The following is a 331-nucleotide window of genomic DNA, read 5'->3' on the forward strand; positions in this document are numbered from 1 at the left end:
TAGCGACAGATTCGGCTCTGCGCCAGCGGGCAGCGTCAGGGGCAGCCCGGCGTTGCGTAAATTAGCCGCAAAGCGTTTTGGTCCATAGGCTTCGAGCACCTGCACCGCCGGCAGATTCAACGAACGCACCAGAGCCTCGCTGGCGCTCACCGGGCCATGAAACCCGCTGTCGAAATTACCGGGGCGATAATCGCTAAAACGCCGTGGCACATCCTGTAATAGCGATGCCGGATGAATCAGCCCCTCATCCATTGCCATCGCGTAGATAAAGGGTTTCAGCACCGACCCCGGCGAGCGTACCGCCGAGACCATATCAATATGGCCGAAGCGG

1 protein-coding gene is annotated in these 331 nt (G+C 59.8%); it reads right to left on the bottom strand.

What is annotated here, in order from left to right; genetic code table 11:
- Positions 1-331, bottom strand: a 331-nt coding sequence (locus GYB81_RS23775) for a penicillin-binding transpeptidase domain-containing protein (RefSeq protein WP_267904987.1), incomplete at both ends; no start/stop codon positions are given.

It is taken from the genome of Pseudomonas yangonensis (assembly GCF_009932725.1).
GTDB classification, from domain to species: domain Bacteria; phylum Pseudomonadota; class Gammaproteobacteria; order Pseudomonadales; family Pseudomonadaceae; genus Aquipseudomonas; species Aquipseudomonas yangonensis.